Source organism: Winogradskyella ursingii (assembly GCF_013403975.1).
GTDB classification, from domain to species: Bacteria; Bacteroidota; Bacteroidia; order Flavobacteriales; family Flavobacteriaceae; genus Winogradskyella; species Winogradskyella ursingii.
Genome location: NZ_JABFDH010000020.1, coordinates 1 through 899 on the forward strand (window position 1 = coordinate 1; position 899 = coordinate 899).

Here is an 899-nt window from a genome sequence, read left to right on the forward strand (position 1 = left end):
GTTACGTCACCTGTAATAGTTAAATCGGTTGCATCAACATCACATTCTATTGTAACATCAGCAGGTACTGTAAAAGTCGGTTCCGTTGTATCGACAACTGTAATCGTTTGATCCTCGGAAACCGAATTCCCACAGGCATCGGTTGCTGTCCAGGTTCTGGTAATGGTCTTTGTATTCCCACAGGCTGCAACTTCAATATCCGTAAAATCCACATTCGGTATCGCACAGTCATCTGTAGCGGTTGCGGTTCCGGTATTGGAAGGTGTACTGTCTTCTGTACATTCGATTGTGATATCATCTGGAATTTCTAAAACTGGTGCTACGGTATCGATAATTGAATAATTTGCGGTAGTGGTTGCAGTATTTCCACATTCATCAATAGCCGTAAAGGTCACCGTGATTGCACCATTGGCACAGTTCACATCAGTGTTTGCACCATAATCATTAGACCAGGTCACATCACCACAATTATCCGTTGCTGTGTTTCCTGCATTGTTATCAAGCCATGCCTCTAAGGTTCCGTCTGGAGTTATGCCACATTGGATAACAATGTCCTCGGAATTAGTAGTATCGATAACGGGTTCGGTATTGTCCTCAACGGTAATGGTCTGCACCAAAGTTGTGGTATTGTCACACTCGTCGATCAATGTCCATGTTCTGGTAATGGTCGATTCGTTTGCACATGAGCCAGCAGTAACCGCATCGCTAAACGTTGCTTCAAGACCAGTTGAGCAGTTATCCGCTTCATCTGTCACGTCACCTGTAATAGTTAAATCGGTTGCATCTACATCACATTCTATTGTAATATCAGCAGGTACTGTGAAAGTCGGTTCCGTTGTATCTACAACAGTAATTGTTTGTACCAAAGTGGTCGTATTGTCACACTCGTCTGTCAATGT

The 899-nt window shown here is 43.4% G+C and carries 1 protein-coding gene; it reads right to left on the minus strand.

Going from position 1 to position 899, the window contains the following annotated elements:
* Positions 1-899: HYR-like domain-containing protein (locus HM983_RS15770; RefSeq protein ID WP_449658185.1), on the minus strand; the 899-nt coding region annotated here is incomplete at both ends.